A 17131-nucleotide genomic window follows, 5' to 3' on the forward strand; every position below is an offset into this window, starting at 1 on the left:
TCAGAGTTATCCTAACACTGATATCAACAGGCTGATAATCAGCCGCCAACACCTAGGCTTTTAAGCTTGCGATGCAACGCGGAACGTTCCATCCCGACAAAGGCCGCTGTTTTGGAAATGTTGCCCGCAAACCGGTCGATCTGTGTCTGCAGATATTCTTTTTCGAACATCTCGCGTGCTTCGCGCAGCGGCAATGCCATGATTTCACTGGTTTTGTCAAAACTTAGCGATGTTGGCATGTCCGAAAACAGCTCAGACGGCAGCATCTTGCCCGTGATGATATCGGTTGTATTGTCGTCCGGCGCCATGATCATCAAACGTTCAATGACGTTGCGAAGCTGCCGGACATTCCCTGGCCAATCGTAAGCGTGAAGGGTCGCCATGGCTTCTGGCGACAGCTTACGTTGGGGAAGCCCGGTCGCCTCGGCATAGCGTACCAGAAACCGTTCGGCGAGTTCGGGGATATCATCGCGACGTTGCTGAAGTGATGGCACCTCAAGCGGCACCACGTTCAAGCGATAATAAAGATCCTGACGGAATGTTTGCTCGGCAATACGGGCTTCAAGATCACGCGCGGTTGTCGCAATCACACGGACATCGACACTTACCGGAAGCGCACCACCGACACGTTCAAACGTCTGATCTTGCAAAACACGAACAATTTTTCCTTGCGTTTCCAAGGGCATATCAGCCACTTCATCAAGCAAAAGCGTGCCGCCATGCGCCAGTTCAAGAACCCCGGTACGCGCGTCGCGATCTGATGACGCCTCCGCACCAAACAGGGATTCTTCCATCGTTTCAGGCGAGATATTTGCGCAGTTCAATACGACAAACGGGGCTTCTGACCGTGCCGACTTCTTATGGATAAGCCGGGCAATAACTTCCTTGCCCGACCCTGCCGGTCCATTGATCAGGACACGACTGCCCGTTCTGGCAACACGTTCGGCCGCCTGACGCAAATTATTAACCGCAGAAGACTTGCCAATCAGTTCGTTATCACCGCCAGCTTTAAGGGTGAGTTCACGGTTTTCACGGCGAAGACGCGCATCATCAATGGCGCGCTCGACAACCAGCAACAGACGATCCGTATTAAACGGCTTCTCAATGAAGTCATAGGCACCGCTACGCGATGCTTCGAGTGCGGTTTCAATGTTGCCGTGGCCTGAAATCATCACAACAGGCACTTCGCTGTGTTCACGTTTGATCAGCTTAAGCGTCTCAATACCGTCATGGTCGCTCTGATCCATCCAGATATCGAGCACAACCAGACTGGGGCGGCGCGCAGAAACCTGCGACAGCGCTTCCTGACTCGAACCCGCTTGTCGTGTGGTATAGCCCTCGTCTTCCAAAATACCGGAAATAAGTGCCCGGATATCTTGTTCATCATCGACAATCAGAATGTCGTGCGCCATATCGTGACCAAATCAATTTTCTGTTTTCATTGTAAGGCAGGCAATTGGATCAACTGCCTTAGGAATGTGTGTCGTCCGCTGGATCGTCCGTTGCAAGATCAACAACCAGCGGGAAGGAAAGCGTAACCGTTGCCCCCGCTTCAACACCGTCAGACAGTATCAGTTCTCCACCATGATCTTCCATGATTTTCTTGACGATCGCCAATCCAAGTCCGGTTCCCTTGGCACGGGTCGTTACATACGGTTCGGTGAGACGTTCACGATGTTCAACCGGAAGCCCACGGCCATTATCGGAAACCGCAACAAACACACGTTTTGTTTCATCTGATTGCGTGATTGATACTTCGATCCGCCCCGGTGGCAGATCACCGCCATCGCCATCGCGACCATCAATTGCCTCAGCCGCGTTCTTCAGCGTATTTGTCAGGCATTGGTTCACCTGCCGTGAATCACATGAGATTTTCAGATCGCGAAACGCGTTCGAATCAAAGTCATACGTAATCTTTGTGTGCGCCTGTTTTTGAAGGAAAATAGCGCTCTTAACAAGATCGGTTATTTTCTCTGAACGCATTTTGGGCGTTGGCATCCGAGCGAAACTGGAAAACTCGTCAACCATACGGCCAATGTCAGATACTTGACGAATGATCGTGTCGGTACAGGTCTGGAAGACTTCCTTGTCGTCGCCAATCTGCTTGAGGTAACGCCGCTTAAGCCGTTCAGCCGAAAGCTGGATCGGGGTAAGCGGATTTTTGATCTCATGGGCGATACGGCGTGCAACATCGGCCCAGGCAGCCATTCTCTGGGCAGTTTGCAACTCAGTGACATCATCGAATGTGACGACGTAACCGAAAACAGCACCATCGTCGGCCCATTCTGCGGTAACACGTGCCAGAAGTGTCAAATTGACGCCATTTCGGCGAATTTCGATCTGGCGCGGCTTGCTGCGATCGCCATCACGGGTCAGATCGCCAAATAACGGCTCAAACTCGGGGATAACAGTGCTTAGTTTCTGCCCCAGATAATCTTCGAGATCCACGCCCAGCAAATCGGATGCACTGCGGTTCGGCAGTTCGATATTGCTTTCAGGGTCTAGGCCAATCACACCCGCAGTCACCCCGCCAAGGATCGCTTCGGTAAAGCGTCGTCGTTCATCATTTAGCCGGTTTGCAGCGACCAACTCATTGCGTTGCGTATCAAGCTGCGCGGTCATTCGGTTAAAGGCACGCGACAACGCTTCGAGTTCGTCGCCCTGCCCGTCGAGTGGCACACGGTAGGTCAAGTCACCATCGCGCACACGTTCAGCAGCAATGATCAACTGGGACACCGGTTGCACCAATCGGGTGGCAACCATAAGACCAAGCGTCACCGCGGCCAGCAACAACACAACCGAGATCAACACAAAGATCATCACAAAGGTGATGACAATCCCTGATCGTTCGCCTTCAAGACTTTCATAGGCATCAACAGCACGGCGCGCCTTATCGATACGATCAAGAACATTCGGATCGACAAACCGGCCGACCAGCAAATATGCATCTACAAAGCTTGGGATTTTTGCCAATGCCCGGATCCGGTTGTCAGACGACCCGATCATCAGAACCACATCCTTGATCCGTGCGTCGTCAAAAACTTCCGGTGGGATATTTTTTAATTCGAAATCATTTGAAAAACTGTAATCGGACTGGGCAATAATCTGCCCGGAACCGTCAATCATCAAGACCTCCGGCAACCCACGCGCCAGCGCCTGATCGGTTAGAATGTCAGAAATTCGATCCGCATTGGTCGAGAAATTCACACCAAACCGTTGAAGATCGTTGGTCGTTGCCAGTACGTCGGCACGGATCAATTCCTGATGCTCTTTAAGGTAAGCATCCGCAATCACCATGCTTTCTTCGACCGCCGTTCTGATCCGGTCACTAAACCAGCCCTGAATCCCGAAATGCAGGAACAAGGCCGAAAAGACGGCAACCACAATCGCCGGCGTCACCGCCACAAGCGAAAACATCAGGACCATACGAGTGTGAAGCTTTGCGCCCGCAACACCACGCCGACGTTCGACCCAAATCTGCACCAGTTTCCGGGCCACCAGTGTTGCCAGCAGCAACACCAACACCAAATCGGCATTCAACAGCAACAGGATCAGGCGCGGGTCGGGCTGGAATGGCGCCGTTCCCGTCATCGCAAGATAGGTTGCCGTTACTGATATGAGTGCAGCTGCGACCAAGCCAAACGCAAACCTGCGCGATTGGCCCAACCGCCCCAGAAACCGTACAAAGCCCGACCGTAAAAACCGGTTGGAGATCGAACGGTCGGTATTATTCATTTCGTGCCTCTGACGACTTCCAGCCCAAGATCACGAATTTTCTTACGCAAGGTATTTCGGTTTAACCCAAGAACTTCTGCCGCCTTGACCTGATTTCCACGGGTCGCTTCAAGGGTGATATTCAAAAGCGGACGTTCCATTTCGCGCAAGATGCGATCATACAAGCCAGCAGACGGCAAGTCTTCATCATGGGCGTCAAAGTATTCACGCACATGGCGTTCGATAGATTCCGATAGCGACTGTGGTTCGGTACTTGGTGCTGCATCATTGAGGCTGTTTTCGGAAAACTCGGTCTCGATCACATCAACGCCGATCACGTCGTGCGAATAAAGCGCGGTAAGACGGCGAACCATATTCTCCAGTTCGCGAATGTTACCCGGCCAGCGATGCGCCTTAAGCCGTGCCATCGCGTCTGATGACAGGGTTTTACGCGGTAGTCCCTCTTCGCTGGCTTGCATCAGGAAGTGATTAACCAGTTCCGGGATGTCTTCCAGACGTTCGCGCAAGGACGGCAAACGGATAGGTACAACGTTCAGGCGATAGAACAAATCTTCGCGGAAGGTGCCTTCGCGGATCAATTTGCGCAAATCACGGTGGGTTGCCGCAACAATGCGCACATTAACCCGGATCGGTGTGCGACCACCCACACGGGTATACTCGCCTTCCTGCAAAACGCGCAAAAGTCTGGTCTGGGCTTCAAGCGGCATGTCACCGATTTCATCAAGGAACAGTGTTCCACCCTCGGCCTGTTCAAACCGACCAACCTTGCGTTCGTTGGCACCGGTAAAGGCGCCCTTTTCGTGCCCAAACAGTTCGCTTTCGATCAATTCGCGCGGAATTGCCGCCATGTTAATCGCCACAAACGGTCCATGACGGCGCCCGCCATATTCATGTAAGGCACGTGCAACAAGTTCTTTACCCGTCCCGCTTTCGCCAGTCACCATCACCGTAAGGTCGGTATTCATCAAGCGCGCCAGCGCACGATAAATTTCCTGCATTGCAGCCGAACGGCCGATCAACGGCAGGCGATCATCGCCTTCTTCATCCGTGGCAGCACGTTTTTCGTCTTGCTGCGGCGTTTCGAGTGCCCGATCAACAATACTTATCAACTCATTGAGATCAAATGGCTTTGGAAGGTATTCAAACGCACCACGCTGGGCAGCTTTAACCGCAGTCATAAGCGTGTTTTGTGCGCTCATAACAATCACGCGCAGATCCGGGCGCAGTTTGCGAATACGCGGAACCATATCCAGCCCGTTTTCATCAGGCATCATCACATCCGTGATTACTAGATCGCCATCCCCATCGGCAATCCAGTCCCAAAGTGTGCGGCCATGGCCGGTGCTGCGGACTTCATGCCCCTGACGGGACAACGCCTGTGTCAGTACTGTACGGATCGCACGATCATCATCGGCTACAAGAATTCTTGCCGGGCGCGTGGTCATACGGTTTCACCCCTGTTCTTCATTGTTTCCCCCTCGTCGACATCTTCGGCCAGCGCACGGTTATATATCGGCAGCATGATCTGGAATTCAGCGCCGCCCCCCGGCACATCCTTGACCTCAATCACGCCGCCATGGTCATTAATAATTTTCGCCACCAGTGCAAGGCCAAGCCCCGTACCAGTTGGTTTTGTTGTCACAAATGGGTCAAACAGGCTTTCGCGCATATCTGGCGAAATCCCCGGACCATTGTCGCGGACCGACACGACAAGCGGCAAATGCACCCGCGCATCCGCACCCGCAACCGCAAGACGGACACCGTGTTGATAGCGGGTAGAAATGATGATCGTACCATCGTCGGCATCGACCGCCTCACCAGCATTTTTCAAAAGATTGAGAAACACCTGAATGAGCTGATCGCGGTTGCCAAACACCGGCGGCAAGGATGGATCATATACCTCTTCGAAAACCAGATGTTTACCAAAACCATTTTCAGCCAGGCGACGCACGTGCTCAAGAACCGTATGAATATTCACAGCCCCACGTTCGAGCGGCTTGTCAGAGAAAATCTCCATCCGGTCGACAAGGTCAACAATCCGGTCGGCTTCATCGCAAATCAGACGCGTCAAAACCCGGTCATCCTCATTGCTTGTCTGTTCAAGCAGTTGTGCAGCGCCACGAATACCCGAAAGCGGGTTTTTGATTTCATGGGCAAGGATGGCCGCCATGGCACTGACAGAGCGGGCAGAATTTCGGCTCAGCAGCTGATTGTCAATTTTTTGCGCGATAGAGCGTGGTTCAAATGTCAGAACAGCACAATCACTTTCATCTGGCATCGAACCGACGGTCAGATTGACCGTGTGCTTACCGATTTTCGGGCTTTCGATCATCAGATTGTGGTCTGCAACCAAAGTAGCGCCATCAATTGCCTGCCTGATCAAAGAAAAAACCGGGCTGTCACCGGGAATATAGTCCGTCAGATTGGTGCGGCACAGAACACTTGCACTGGTGTTAAACAGCTGTTCCGTCGCCTGATTGACAAAACGGATATTACCATCCCGGTTGGCAACGACGACGGCGCTCGCAATGGCGTTAAGTACGCCCGTCGGGTCAACCCCGTTGCCTTTTCCAAATCCCAGTCTCATTCAATTCTTCCCCAACGATTTTCATCGTCATTTTATTGTTATAATACGATCAGGCTACTTGCCGATCGAGTTTGATTTCGTTTTCTACCAGCGGCTCGTAGAAAGCGCGGATTTGATCTTTCACCTTATCTGGATCATCCAATACATTGACAACACGCCGAAATTCCGTCGCGTTGCGAAGGCTATTGCAATACCAGGCCAGATGTTTGCGCGCGATCCGGACACCCTGACGACCATGATGGGCAATCATCGCGTCATAGTGACGCAGGATGGTTTCAAGCTGGACTGCCAGTGATGGTGCAGCCAGCTTCTCGCCTGTTTTCAAATAATGTGAAACTTGTTCAAGGAACCAAGGCCGCCCCTGCGCACCGCGTCCAATCATGACACCATCGGCCCCTGAGCGTTTCAAAAGTTCAGCAGCGTCTTCTTCGCTGTTAACGTCCCCATTGCCGATCACGGGAATGGAAACTGCATCCTTGACCAGCGAAATAGCGTCCCAATCCGCGTCGCCTTTGTAAAACTGGCACCGAGTACGACCATGAATGGTTAGCATCGCAATGCCGAGGTCTTCGGCAATTTTGGCAAGAGCCGGTGCATTCCGGCAATCATCGTCCCAGCCCAACCGCATTTTAAGCGTCACCGGAACAGACACCGCATCCACGGTGGCCTTGATGATATCAGCTGCAAGGCATTCATCGCGCATCAAGGCCGAACCCGCGTATCCCTTGGTCACTTTCTTTGCCGGGCAGCCCATGTTGATATCAATGATGATGGCACCGCGTGCTTCATTCATCTTGGCGGCTTGCGCCATTTCTTCGGGCTCGGTCCCGGCCAGTTGAACGGAAAGCGGGCTTTCGGCTGCACAATCTCCATGCATCTTGCGCACTTCCTTATCGTGGCGCTGGATGCGAATCATGGCGTCTGACGCAATCATTTCAGACACAACAAGGTGACCGCCAAACTGGCGGACCTGCTGTCGAAATGGAAGGTCAGTCACACCTGACATGGGTGCCAGAATGACATTCTCTGGCACGTGTACAGAACCAATCTGCAATGACATGAAGGAATTCCGATTGCCTAAAACTTGGGCAGATTAATAAAACTGGCCCCCAGTTGCAACAACTCTAAGCGTATCATCTGAAATAACGTTGTGCGAAAGCACGTAAACGATCAGGAATATACTGAAAACAGGGGATGTTTTAAGGGGCTGTCGACTTAAGGCGAAGACATATCGCACCGCACACTGATCAGCAATTACGCACTGATCAGCCGACGATATAACCGGTAACAAACCGAACGCCCGGAAATGCCAGCGTCAGCAGCAACCAAGCCCCAAGAACAAAGCGCACAGCCATTCTACCGCGCAAGGTAGACTTTTCATGAATAAAAATAAGCGTACAGATGGTGGCAAAACCCAGAAGGGTCAAAAGCATTTTATGGTCAATCGACCAAATGGGGCTGCCTTCGACATAACGAAGCGCAAAGCCCGATACAATGCCGATCACCAACACCCATGCCGACCATTTCAAAAAGCCAACCAACATGTATTCACTATCGCGAAGCGGTGGCAAGCGACGGCTCCACCGTGTCGGTTTTCGATGTTTGAGAGCATGTTCCTGCACAACATAGGCCATTGCTGCAATCGCAGCCAAGGTCACAAGGGCATAGGTCACAAGCGAGCTGCCGATATGCGCCCACAGCCAGCCAGAATATAAAGCCGGACCGTGAACAGTTGCCGGCTCATGTCGATACAACAACACACTGAAAACAGCCGCCAACACCGCAAACAGCAACAAATACCCGCCGATATAGCCCGCCAGTCGCCAAACCTGTTGCGGCCCCTTGCAAATCACCAATCCGCCGAATATCACAATAACGGTAAGCTCGGACCAGTGCAGGGCTGCGGCAAATCCGCGTGACTGCACTTCTTCACCGGTCACCCCAAGCAAAACCATTGTCCCGATCGCGGCCAGGAAAATCGATCCATACAGCCATATGTCGCGACGCGGCTCCTGACGCAAAATCTGCGCGGTCAGCGGTAACAACGCCAAGATATGAATGTATGCAGCCAGCATAGGAAGGTCCGTTGATCCGTTTGTCTTGATCGAAAGATCTCGATAGGCAAAATGCCGACTTGGCAAATTCTCCGCATAAAGATAGCCTGCGGCGCAATTCAGACAAGCGACGGCATAATATTTATGACCCAAAAAATCGGGGTTGTCATCGTTGCTGCGGGCAGCGGTAGCAGATTTGGTGACCCATTACCAAAACAATATCACCAACTTGGCGGCAAAAGCCTGCTGGCTCATTGCGTTGATTGCTTTGTCGGTCATACATCCGCAGACCTTATTCAAATCGTCTATAATCCAGTCCATCAGGATTGGTATGAGGATGCCATGTCCGACGTTGCCTGCAAGGCCGATATCCCAATGCCGGTTAACGGTGGCGAAACCCGCCAGCAATCCGTTTTAAATGGTTTACGGGCACTGGCGGGCAAATCGCCTGATGTTGTTTTGATCCATGATGCCGCCCGGCCGGGAATTTCCGATGCGGTTATTTCGCGGGTTCTTCATGCCTTAAAAACCCATGCCGGGGCCATACCCACCCTGCCCGTCGCGGACACCATCAAGCAAACAAATGAAAACAACATCATTTTGCGCACCATTTCGCGCGATAGCCTTCACCGTGCCCAGACCCCGCAAGGGTTTATCTTCAAGACCATTTTGGATGCCCATTCGCAGTTCGAGGGTCAAGAACAGACCGATGACGCGTCCCTTCTCGAGCAACTTGGTCTGGACGTGGTCTGCGTCGAAGGTGCAACAGCGAATGACAAGATCACCCTGCGCGATGATTTTGGCCGGGCACAAAACTGGATCGCCCCCACTGAAATGAAAAAAATGGAAGATACGGCAATGCCACAGGAAGAATATCGTGCGGGAACCGGCTTTGACGTGCATCGGTTTGCACCGGGCGACCATTGCATCCTGTGTGGCGTCAAAGTGCCGCATACCGCCCGCCTTGAGGGTCATTCCGATGCCGATGTTGGACTGCATACCCTGACCGATGCGATCCTTGGTGCGATTGGTGCAGGCGATATTGGCCAGCATTTCCCTCCCAGCGATATGAAATGGGAAGGTGCGGCGTCCGATATCTTTCTTAAGCATGCCGCAGACCTTGTCCGTCAACGCGGCGGCAGGATTGTGAATGTCGATCTGACGTTGATTTGCGAACGGCCTAAAATCGGACCGCATACAAACGCGATGCGCCAGAAAGTCGCAGAAATCCTTGCGATTGATATCGACCGGGTCAATGTCAAAGCCACCACCACCGAAAAACTTGGCTTTACCGGTCGCGAAGAAGGCATCGCAGCACAGGCTGCGGCCAGCATCGCACTCCCGATCACATAATCATCCGGGTTCGCGCGTAGCGCCTTTCGCTGAAGAACGAAGGGGCAGGATTTATATCCTGCCCCTTCGTCTATTTTTATGTCCGGTCGATCAGGAAGCCGCTGGGCCGCCCTCTTCTTCTGGCAGCTGATACTTCATCAGCACCGGCACTTGCGCCATGCCAAAGACCATGGTGAGCGGCATGATGCCCCAGACCTTGAACGCAACCCATGTGTCGGTCGAAAAGTTGCGCCAGACCACTTCGTTGATCACCGCCAGAACAACGAAAAAGATCGCCCAACGCCACGTCAGAATACGCCAACCTTCATCGGTTGCCTTGAACGCACTTTCCAAAACCAGCTTGAGAAAAAGCTTTCCGGCCATCAGGCCGCCAAACAGGATTGCCGCAAACAACAGGTTCACAATCGTCGGTTTGATTTTGATAAACAGATCGTCATCAAGATAAAGGGTCAATCCACCAAACACGATCACGAAAGCACCACCAATAAGTGGCATAATCGGGATGGTGCGCGCGATGATATAAGATACGCTAAGGGCGACAATGGTGGCCGCAACAAACACAGCCGTTGCCGTCATCAGATTGGTTGTCGCATTGGCAGCAAAGAATAAAATCAAGGGCCCCATTTCAAGGGCCATTTTAGTAAGCTGGTTCATTAAAACACGTCACCTAATGGATTAAATTTGCGCCATCCTAGGGGGCAAATCGCTGCGATGCAATCACATCAACCGTGATCTTGATCCCATCTGCTTTTGCAACCAGCTGACATAGTCGTGGTTCCCCCGTCCAAGCGGTATTTCAAGAATACAAGGCACCTCATACGGGTGATTGTCTTCGATCCATTTTGCCAGAGCAGATGCGGTTGATTTTGCGGTTTTAAGGATCACAATAAGTTCGCTTTCCTCTTCGACATCCCCATCCCATTCGTAAATAGCCGTCATTTGGGGCAACACGTTTGCGCATGCGGCCAATTTTTCACCAATGGCACCGCCCGCAATCACACGCGCCATGTCCATATCCGGAACGGTGACATACAAAAATGACATTTCGCTTGGCTGAAAGTGATCTGCTGTCATTGCGATTGCTCCAAAGTTGATTATCCGCCACACTGATGGCATCCAATGTTGAATATATCACTGATACCATAACGGTGCAGGGAGTACCGATGACGGGTAAAAAACATTCAAAACCAACCGATGTTCAGCTTGAATGGCTACGTCGGGGCCTGAGCCAACCGGGCGGAAAACTGCCACTGTTTGACAAAAATGGCAAACAGATCAGCGATAAAACAGTCCAAAGCTGCATTGATCATGGCTGGGCGGCCCCCTGGTTCGACAATCCGATCAAGCCCGATTGGCTGATCTGCAAACTGACCGACGAAGGTCGCCGTGTTTCTACGACCAATGCATAGGCGTGGCCCTTTGGCATAGGGCATAGGGCATTTTAGAATGCGCAGGACGGTCTGCTTGCTGGCAAGTCGTTGCGCAAAACCTGTGATCTGACGATCCTGCTCACGTGCGACAAAGCAGATAAACTGATCCGTATGACAGGTCACCGGGTATCAAGGACACCTCCTTGTCACCAACGAAGGTGAAGTGTCATGCGATCCATCCTCACAATAGTATCTGTCTGTGTTGCACTAACGCTCGGACGTATACCTGCCAATGCGCAATCATCCCCACAAGACCCATGGGAAATATTGGCCGAACCGGGCGTTCATGCCTTGATGCGCCATGCAATTGCGCCGGGAACCGGTGACCCCGCCCAATTTAAATTGGGCGATTGCAGCACCCAGCGTAATCTTGATGACACCGGAAAAAGTCAGGCACGCACTACAGGGACGCTTATCCGCGCGCAGGGCGTTGCGATTGATATCGTGCTGAGCAGTCAGTGGTGTCGGTGCCTTGAAACCGCAGCACTGCTTGATCTGGGGCCAGTTCAGGAAGAACCAGCACTTAATTCGTTTTTCTCAGACCGTGGTATGCAAAACAGCCAAACCAATCAGACGATTGAACGCCTTGGCAGTCTTCCGACCGGCATGACGGCCTTAATGGTTACCCATCAGGTGAATATCACAGCTCTGACCGGGATTTACCCACAGTCTGGCGAAATCATTCTGATCCGTGTCACGGATAATGGTGACATCACAACTGTCGGGCGCCTGATGCCTGACGCATTACAAGGCATTTGATGTGGGATTTATCTGTAAGGGGAAATAATTGGTCGGAGCGAGAGGATTCGAACCTCCGACCCCCTGCACCCCATGCAGGTGCGCTACCAGGCTGCGCCACGCTCCGACCGTATGTTTGCGCTCTTTAGCGCGGCTCGATAAATAGCCGCGCGGCGCCAAAGACGCAAATGGTTTTTATGGATTTTTTTTGATGTCCCGCAAGCTGGCACGAAGGATGTCCTGCAGTTCCTGTAATTCACCAAGAACCGTCTCAACCGCAGCTTTATTCAAGCCGGTATTGCTTGAAACACTTGACGCAAAACCAGCAACAGCCCCCTGATCAACATCACTGGCATTTACCGTGATTTCACCGGGGAGTTTGCCCTTGTTCTGATCAAGCAGCTTCTGGACACCTTTGATGGTGAAACCCTGATCATGCAACAGTGTCCGAATACTGGCGAGGAATTCGATATCCTCCGGACGATAATAGCGCCGCCCGCCAGCCCGTTTCATTGGCTGGATCTGAGGAAACTTGGATTCCCAAAACCGCAGCACATGCTGTTGAAGACCAAGTTCTTTTGCTGCCTCGCTAATTGTGCGAAAGGCAGAATCAGACTTTGCTGTCCGGCGGGATGGTCCCGCCGCAGCCCCCAAGTTCGTTTTCATGACTTCTTTTCTTAAGCGTTAATGCGGGCTTTCAGCACCTGCGACGGTCGGAACACAAGAACCTTCCGCGGCAAGATGGGCACTTCGTCACCCGTTTTAGGATTCCGTCCGATACGCTGGCCTTTCTGACGTACAGAGAAGCTTCCAAACGAGGAAATCTTCACCACTTCGTCTTTGATCAGCGCGGTCGAAATTTCATCAAGAACAGTTTCAAGTAGCTGGGCGGACTCGTTCCGCGACAGACCTACTTCCTGGTAAACGGCTTCAGCGAGATCCGCACGGGTAATCGTTGTTTCCGACATAACAGGCCGCCTCCTTATTTCGGGACTATATACACAAGGCTATATCTGGTGGCGAAATCAGTCAATATCAACAGGATACACTGCTTTATGGCGGAATGTTGTGATTTTTAAGGAAATGGCGTTCTTTTCTGCCTAACAGCAAAGATAACTGCCGTCATTTTACCAGCGAACGAGCGATGCGCCCCAGGTAAAACCACCACCCATCGCTTCAAGAATAACGATATCGCCGCGTTTAATGCGTCCGTCATGCACGGCTTCTGCCAATGCCAGGGGAATCGACGCCGCCGATGTATTGGCGTGACGATCAACAGTCACCACAACCTTGTCTGGCGAAATTCCGAATTTCTTGGCCGTGCTGTCAAGGATGCGACGGTTCGCCTGATGGGGAACCAGCCAGTCAATGTCAGCGGCTTCAAGCCCGGTATCAGCAAGAACTTCACGAATCACACCGGCCAAATTGGTTACGGCATGACGAAAGACTTCTTTGCCTTCCATCCGCAGATGCCCGACGGTCTGGGTCGCAGATGGACCACCGTCAACATAAAGAAGTTCATACTTGCTGCCGTCTGAATGCAAACGGCTGGCATGGATGCCCTGATCTTCGAGCGTTCCGGTACCTTCAAATCCCTGAACGACAACAGCCCCTGCCCCGTCACCAAACAACACACAGGTCCGGCGGTCTTCCCAGTCAAGGATACGCGAAAATGTTTCGGCACCAATCACAAGGGCGGTTTTGGCCTGACCGTTACGGATATACATATCAGCTGTCGTCAAGCCATAGATGAAGCCAGAACATACCGCCTGGACGTCAAAGGCAAAGCCGGTCACACCAAGACGATGTTGAACCTTGGTCGCGGTCGCCGGGAATGTATTATCAGGTGTCGCAGTCGCAACAATAATCAGATCGATATCAGCAGCCGTAACGCCGGCATGTTCCATCGCCTTTTTTGCCGCCTCAACCGCCAGATCACTGGTGGTCTGGTCTTCGGCTGCAATGTGACGTTGACGAATACCTGTACGCGCAACAATCCATTCATCGGATGTATCGACGCGCTTTGCCAACTCGTCATTGGTTACGACATTTGCAGGAAGGTAGGAGCCGCAACCAATAATGCGAGAACGAACTGTCATGATGTGAAGACCGCCAGTTTTCTAGTATTTTGTTGAATTTATCAGTCGGCCTGACCGGCAGAAACAGCAATTTCTTCTACTGTTTTACCCGACATGGCCTGTTCAAAGGCAGCAAGTTCATTTTTGATGCTGTCATTGAGATTATTCACAATCAGATCATGGCAAACGCCAATCGCATTTGAGAACCCAAGAGCATCCGTGCCGCCATGGCTTTTAACAGCGATACCATTAAGGCCAAGCAACATCGCACCGTTGTAGCGGCGCGGATCCATACGGTCGCGAAAACGCTGAAGCGAACGACGCGCAAGAAGATAGCCAAGTTTGGCAAAGAATGAACTTTTGAAGGTTTCACGCAGGAAATGCACAAGAAGTCGTGCTGTGCCTTCTGCGGTTTTAAGGGCAACGTTGCCGGTAAAACCATCGGTGACGATCACATCGACCGTACCTTTTGCAAGATCATCGCCCTCAACAAAACCAGCAAAGCGGATCGGCAAATCAATTTCGCGCAGGATCACCGCAGCCTTCTTGACCGATTCGTTGCCTTTGAGCTCTTCTATGCCAACGTTAAGCAAGCCAACCGACGGTTTTTCAAGGCCAAACAGAATGCGGGTAAATACTTCCCCCATCAGGGCGAACTGCACCAGATTGTTTTCATCACATTCAATGTTGGCACCAAGATCAAGCATGACGGTTTCGCCACGCTGAGTTGGCATATATGTCGCAATGGCGGGACGATCGATACCGCGCACGGTTTTCAGAACGAATTTTGCCATCGCCATCAACGCACCGGTATTCCCGGCCGATATGACACCCTGTGCGCTACCGTCTTTGACCGCATTGATCGCCAGACGCATGCTGGAGTCACGGCGTTGACGCAGCGCGACAGAAGGCTTGTCGTCCATCGTGACTTCTTGCGAAGCGTGGCGAACCTCGCTCACCGCTTTCAATGCTGGGTATTTGGCAAGCAGCGGCGTAAGTCGCGCTTCATCGCCAAACATCAAAAACTTGAGATGAGGGAGCCTCTTAAGTGCGATCTCCGCACCAGCTACGACCATCTCTGGCGCGTGGTCTCCTCCCATCGCGTCAAGTGATATGCAAACCTGTTCAGGCAACGTCTTCTCTTATGGTTGTTCTAAAACATCTGAACCGGATATTCCGGCAGGTGGCCCTTTGGACCGTCACCTGTCATCTATTGGCCGGAACGCCCGTAATTACCGGAATTCTCGACCAGATACAAGGTAAAGCACACGAACCGAACCAACCTTACCAGCGTAACCGACCCGCACTGTATTCCATAAAAGTGAAATGCCGGTAAAGACCGGCATCCCACCTGACACATCGCGTCAACTTTTCAAGCCGAAACCGGCTTACTTCTTCTTTTCAAGCTGTTCTTTTAGACCAGCAAGCTTGGCAAACGGGTTCGGGCGTTCTTCATCAGCTTCTTCTTCGATCAAAGCAGCGTCAGGAAGTTCTGCGCCATCTTTGCGCGGATACGGGTTCATTGCGACGGCCAAAAATTGCGAAACGACCTCACCCACATCAATTTTGCCATCAACAAGCGGTTCTGGCTGATCAAGAAGCGCCATCAGTTCATCTTCCGACAGGTCTTCAAGGTCATCAGGGTTTGACGGCATGTCTTCTTCTGAAACGTGCGGTGAAAACAGTACTTTGACCTCGTCTTCAACCATTTCAGGCACAGGCTCAAGTGTCGTCACACAGCTCTGTACGATCTGCGCATGCATTGGGCCGCGCACCGTTACTTCGCCATTTGATGCCGCAATGATTGTCAGTTCAGCCGTCAGGCTGTCAATCGAGACCAATTCAAACCGCTTGGCCAAGGCCGCACGTTCCTGTGCGCTAGCTTCAAGGATGATTTTCTCTTTTTTACTGACCTGTTCTTCGGTGTTGACGATGCGGGAAAATTCCGGGGTATATTTTTTAGACATGGGTGGACTCTTTTTTCAATTAGTTTGCGGTTACGGCGGGCACCGGCACAGCCGGGAAACGCACATCGCCGTTTTGTATTTCTGAGATTGGCTGTTTTTCAAGCATGGTCAGTGCGTCATGCACATAGCCAACCAATGCCATCAGTTGTTCGTCACGGACTTCGGTATCGGCATAAAGATTGCGGCTCAAGGCAGCGGCAAGTTCGGCAGCACCACTTTGCACACCTTCTTCATATGCAACGATCCGACCGTGGTAGGATTCCGACATTTTACGAATGCGCTTTAAAATTCCAACGTCGCCAATGCCCATTTCACGCATGTTTTGATCAAGATCAGCAAACATCACGTCAAATACCTTCTGCGCCAGATCCTTGTCACCATTTTCGGTTTTCAAGCGGCGAAACAGGATGAAGGCATGGACCAGAATAAGGTCAAATCTGCCCTCCAGCGTGTCGGCAACGCCCAGCTTTGAATAGAATACGGGCTGGCGCGCCTGGGTGACCATTGCGGTGTAAAGATCGAACGCAGCCGACTGGTTGCGGTCTTTTTTCTTAAGCCATCCAAACAACAGTAACACTCCTTCGTTGACATTCCTGTCGTGGCACGCAGAATGCCGTAAATCTTCAGGGGCGACTCTGCCCCAAACATTGCCCGGCAATATCATGCGCATCGCGCAGAAACTCAAGGCAATTCCGGTTTGGTTTCAATAAGAGGGTCGCTCTGGTGAGCTTCATGCACAATAAAACTACACGCATTCCCCTGATGATGCTGGCAGGACTGGCCGTCCTGTATGTATCGGCTTGCAGTCCCCGGGTCGCGTCGCGCGGTAACGCGCCGGAACCAGAAATGCTTGAACAGATCACAATCGGAGAATCGACCAAGGGCGATGTCACCGATATTTTGGGCTCTCCATCCACCGTCGCCGCGTTTGACGAAAATGTATGGCTTTATATTTCGCGCAGGACGGAAACCGTCGCTTTTTTTGCCCCCGAAACCGTTGAGCAAAAAGTTGTCCTGATCAGCTTTGACAAGGCAAACCGTGTCGACATCCTCAGCGAATATGATCTTGAAGACGGCAAACCAGTTATTCCGTCGGATCGGGTCACGCCGACCGAAGGTCGTGAAATGACCATTCTGCAACAGCTGTTTGGCAACCTTGGTCGTTTCAGCGAAGGCAAATAGAACAGCA

Annotated in this window: 18 protein-coding genes and 1 tRNA gene; 4 read left to right on the top strand and 15 right to left on the bottom strand. The window is 52.0% G+C overall.

Going from position 1 to position 17131, the window contains the following annotated elements:
* Nucleotides 1-38 precede the first annotated feature (38 nt).
* The 6 genes from ntrX to COO92_RS05435 all read right to left on the bottom strand — a co-directional run bounded on the left by ntrX (nucleotide 39) and on the right by COO92_RS05435 (nucleotide 8397).
* Nucleotides 39-1412 (bottom strand): nitrogen assimilation response regulator NtrX, encoded by a 1374-nt coding sequence (ntrX, locus tag COO92_RS05410; RefSeq protein WP_101300509.1) that lies wholly within the window; start codon nucleotides 1410-1412, stop codon nucleotides 39-41.
* Nucleotides 1413-1470: 58 nt separating this feature from the next.
* A complete protein-coding gene (locus tag COO92_RS05415; protein WP_101300511.1) occupies nucleotides 1471-3735 on the bottom strand; it encodes a sensor histidine kinase NtrY-like in 2265 nt (754 codons plus the stop codon).
* Nucleotides 3732-5180 carry a nitrogen regulation protein NR(I) gene (gene ntrC / locus COO92_RS05420; protein ID WP_022732255.1) on the bottom strand — a complete coding sequence of 483 codons (1449 nt, stop codon included), beginning with the start codon at nucleotides 5178-5180 and terminating at the stop codon, nucleotides 3732-3734. Before ntrC ends, COO92_RS05415 begins: the two co-directional genes overlap by 4 nt.
* Complete coding sequence (locus COO92_RS05425) at nucleotides 5177-6322, bottom strand: two-component system sensor histidine kinase NtrB (protein WP_022732256.1); 1146 nt, start codon at nucleotides 6320-6322, stop codon at nucleotides 5177-5179. Before COO92_RS05425 ends, ntrC begins: the two co-directional genes overlap by 4 nt.
* A 49-nt stretch (nucleotides 6323-6371) precedes the next feature.
* Nucleotides 6372-7382 carry a tRNA dihydrouridine synthase DusB gene (gene dusB, locus COO92_RS05430; protein WP_101300512.1) on the bottom strand — a complete coding sequence of 337 codons (1011 nt, stop codon included), beginning with the start codon at nucleotides 7380-7382 and terminating at the stop codon, nucleotides 6372-6374.
* Nucleotides 7383-7587: 205 nt separating this feature from the next.
* Nucleotides 7588-8397 (bottom strand): cytochrome C assembly family protein, encoded by an 810-nt coding sequence (locus COO92_RS05435; protein ID WP_022732258.1) that lies wholly within the window; start codon nucleotides 8395-8397, stop codon nucleotides 7588-7590.
* 123 nt (nucleotides 8398-8520) lie between these two features.
* Between COO92_RS05435 and COO92_RS05440 the strand changes: the two genes are divergently transcribed.
* Nucleotides 8521-9729 carry a bifunctional 2-C-methyl-D-erythritol 4-phosphate cytidylyltransferase/2-C-methyl-D-erythritol 2,4-cyclodiphosphate synthase gene (locus COO92_RS05440; RefSeq protein ID WP_101300513.1) on the top strand — a complete coding sequence of 403 codons (1209 nt, stop codon included), beginning with the start codon at nucleotides 8521-8523 and terminating at the stop codon, nucleotides 9727-9729.
* Between the two features lie 90 nt (nucleotides 9730-9819).
* Here COO92_RS05440 and COO92_RS05445 read toward each other — a convergent pair whose 3' ends face one another.
* Both COO92_RS05445 and cutA read right to left on the bottom strand, forming a co-directional pair.
* Entirely contained in the window at nucleotides 9820-10383 is a 564-nt protein-coding gene (locus COO92_RS05445) for a septation protein A (RefSeq protein WP_101300515.1), read from the bottom strand.
* Between the two features lie 63 nt (nucleotides 10384-10446).
* Nucleotides 10447-10803, bottom strand: coding sequence for a divalent-cation tolerance protein CutA (cutA, locus tag COO92_RS05450; RefSeq protein WP_101300516.1), 357 nt, complete (start codon nucleotides 10801-10803; stop codon nucleotides 10447-10449).
* Nucleotides 10804-10892: 89 nt separating this feature from the next.
* Between cutA and COO92_RS05455 the strand changes: the two genes are divergently transcribed.
* Entirely contained in the window at nucleotides 10893-11138 is a 246-nt protein-coding gene (locus COO92_RS05455) for a hypothetical protein (RefSeq protein ID WP_022732262.1), read from the top strand.
* A gap of 189 nt (nucleotides 11139-11327) precedes the next feature.
* Entirely contained in the window at nucleotides 11328-11918 is a 591-nt protein-coding gene (locus tag COO92_RS05460) for a histidine phosphatase family protein (RefSeq protein WP_165792283.1), read from the top strand.
* A 29-nt stretch (nucleotides 11919-11947) separates the two neighbouring features.
* Here the strand turns inward: COO92_RS05460 and COO92_RS05465 are convergent.
* The 7 genes from COO92_RS05465 to COO92_RS05495 form a co-directional block, all read right to left on the bottom strand.
* A tRNA-Pro gene (locus COO92_RS05465) sits at nucleotides 11948-12024 on the bottom strand.
* 68 nt (nucleotides 12025-12092) lie between these two features.
* Entirely contained in the window at nucleotides 12093-12563 is a 471-nt protein-coding gene (locus tag COO92_RS05470; protein WP_101300518.1) for a MerR family transcriptional regulator, read from the bottom strand.
* A gap of 11 nt (nucleotides 12564-12574) precedes the next feature.
* Nucleotides 12575-12865 carry an integration host factor subunit alpha gene (locus tag COO92_RS05475; protein WP_101300519.1) on the bottom strand — a complete coding sequence of 97 codons (291 nt, stop codon included), beginning with the start codon at nucleotides 12863-12865 and terminating at the stop codon, nucleotides 12575-12577.
* Nucleotides 12866-13024: 159 nt separating this feature from the next.
* Nucleotides 13025-13996, bottom strand: coding sequence for a beta-ketoacyl-ACP synthase III (locus COO92_RS05480; RefSeq protein ID WP_101300521.1), 972 nt, complete (start codon nucleotides 13994-13996; stop codon nucleotides 13025-13027).
* A 41-nt stretch (nucleotides 13997-14037) separates the two neighbouring features.
* Nucleotides 14038-15108, bottom strand: coding sequence for a phosphate acyltransferase PlsX (gene plsX / locus COO92_RS05485; protein WP_051145985.1), 1071 nt, complete (start codon nucleotides 15106-15108; stop codon nucleotides 14038-14040).
* Between the two features lie 255 nt (nucleotides 15109-15363).
* Nucleotides 15364-15942, bottom strand: a complete 579-nt coding sequence (locus COO92_RS05490; RefSeq protein WP_101300522.1) for a YceD family protein — start codon at nucleotides 15940-15942, stop codon at nucleotides 15364-15366.
* 19 nt (nucleotides 15943-15961) lie between these two features.
* Nucleotides 15962-16510 carry a ubiquinol-cytochrome C chaperone family protein gene (locus tag COO92_RS05495; RefSeq protein WP_101300948.1) on the bottom strand — a complete coding sequence of 183 codons (549 nt, stop codon included), beginning with the start codon at nucleotides 16508-16510 and terminating at the stop codon, nucleotides 15962-15964.
* Nucleotides 16511-16674: 164 nt separating this feature from the next.
* On the opposite strand from COO92_RS05495, the gene COO92_RS05500 reads away from it, so the two are divergent.
* Entirely contained in the window at nucleotides 16675-17124 is a 450-nt protein-coding gene (locus tag COO92_RS05500; protein ID WP_022732269.1) for an outer membrane protein assembly factor BamE, read from the top strand.
* The last annotated feature ends 7 nt before the right edge of the window (nucleotides 17125-17131 follow it).

It is taken from the genome of Thalassospira lohafexi, assembly GCF_002844275.1.
GTDB classification, from domain to species: domain Bacteria; phylum Pseudomonadota; class Alphaproteobacteria; order Rhodospirillales; family Thalassospiraceae; genus Thalassospira; species Thalassospira lohafexi.

Bases quoted from the DNA above. Each gene is read 5' to 3' on its own strand.
- ntrX (WP_101300509.1), bottom strand. From the start codon at position 1,412: ATGGCGCACGACATTCTGATTGTCGATGATGAACAAGATATCCGGGCA.
- COO92_RS05415 (WP_101300511.1), bottom strand. From the start codon at position 3,735: ATGAATAATACCGACCGTTCGATCTCCAACCGGTTTTTACGGTCGGGC.
- ntrC (WP_022732255.1), bottom strand. From the start codon at position 5,180: ATGACCACGCGCCCGGCAAGAATTCTTGTAGCCGATGATGATCGTGCG.
- COO92_RS05425 (WP_022732256.1), bottom strand. From the start codon at position 6,322: ATGAGACTGGGATTTGGAAAAGGCAACGGGGTTGACCCGACGGGCGTA.
- dusB (WP_101300512.1), bottom strand. From the start codon at position 7,382: ATGTCATTGCAGATTGGTTCTGTACACGTGCCAGAGAATGTCATTCTG.
- COO92_RS05435 (WP_022732258.1), bottom strand. From the start codon at position 8,397: ATGCTGGCTGCATACATTCATATCTTGGCGTTGTTACCGCTGACCGCG.
- COO92_RS05440 (WP_101300513.1), top strand. From the start codon at position 8,521: ATGACCCAAAAAATCGGGGTTGTCATCGTTGCTGCGGGCAGCGGTAGC.
- COO92_RS05445 (WP_101300515.1), bottom strand. From the start codon at position 10,383: ATGAACCAGCTTACTAAAATGGCCCTTGAAATGGGGCCCTTGATTTTA.
- cutA (WP_101300516.1), bottom strand. From the start codon at position 10,803: ATGACAGCAGATCACTTTCAGCCAAGCGAAATGTCATTTTTGTATGTC.
- COO92_RS05455 (WP_022732262.1), top strand. From the start codon at position 10,893: ATGACGGGTAAAAAACATTCAAAACCAACCGATGTTCAGCTTGAATGG.
- COO92_RS05460 (WP_165792283.1), top strand. From the start codon at position 11,328: ATGCGATCCATCCTCACAATAGTATCTGTCTGTGTTGCACTAACGCTC.
- COO92_RS05470 (WP_101300518.1), bottom strand. From the start codon at position 12,563: ATGAAAACGAACTTGGGGGCTGCGGCGGGACCATCCCGCCGGACAGCA.
- COO92_RS05475 (WP_101300519.1), bottom strand. From the start codon at position 12,865: ATGTCGGAAACAACGATTACCCGTGCGGATCTCGCTGAAGCCGTTTAC.
- COO92_RS05480 (WP_101300521.1), bottom strand. From the start codon at position 13,996: ATGACAGTTCGTTCTCGCATTATTGGTTGCGGCTCCTACCTTCCTGCA.
- COO92_RS05490 (WP_101300522.1), bottom strand. From the start codon at position 15,942: ATGTCTAAAAAATATACCCCGGAATTTTCCCGCATCGTCAACACCGAA.
- COO92_RS05500 (WP_022732269.1), top strand. From the start codon at position 16,675: ATGCACAATAAAACTACACGCATTCCCCTGATGATGCTGGCAGGACTG.